2 tRNA genes are annotated in these 306 nt (G+C 49.7%); both read right to left on the bottom strand.

The features are described 5' to 3' along the window. Positions 1 to 50 precede the first annotated feature (50 nt). A tRNA-Arg gene (locus tag EOE67_RS20395) sits at positions 51 to 127 on the bottom strand. Between the two features lie 53 nt (positions 128 to 180). After that, positions 181 to 257: transfer RNA gene (locus EOE67_RS20390), tRNA-Arg, on the bottom strand. Between the last annotated feature and the right edge of the window lie 49 nt (positions 258 to 306).

Below are 306 nucleotides of genomic sequence, written 5' to 3'. Positions count from 1 at the left end.
ATTTTCTACATGGATGTAGAAAACAAAAAACCTGCACTAGGCAGGTTTAATGGCGGACGCAGGAGGATTCGAACCTCCGACCGCTCGGTTCGTAGCCGAGTACTCTATCCAGCTGAGCTATGCGTCCGTAGTACTACTTTTTACTCCACCCAGCAATGTAACATCTTATGTTGATTTAGATGGCGGACGCAGGAGGATTCGAACCTCCGACCGCTCGGTTCGTAGCCGAGTACTCTATCCAGCTGAGCTATGCGTCCATCTAATCTAAAACAACTGGCGGAGGGAGAGGGATTCGAACCCTCGATA

Origin of the sequence: Rheinheimera riviphila (assembly GCF_004005945.1) — a bacterium.
Classification (GTDB): domain Bacteria; phylum Pseudomonadota; class Gammaproteobacteria; order Enterobacterales; family Alteromonadaceae; genus Pararheinheimera; species Pararheinheimera riviphila.
This window is presented reverse-complemented; position numbering and strand designations above follow the sequence as displayed.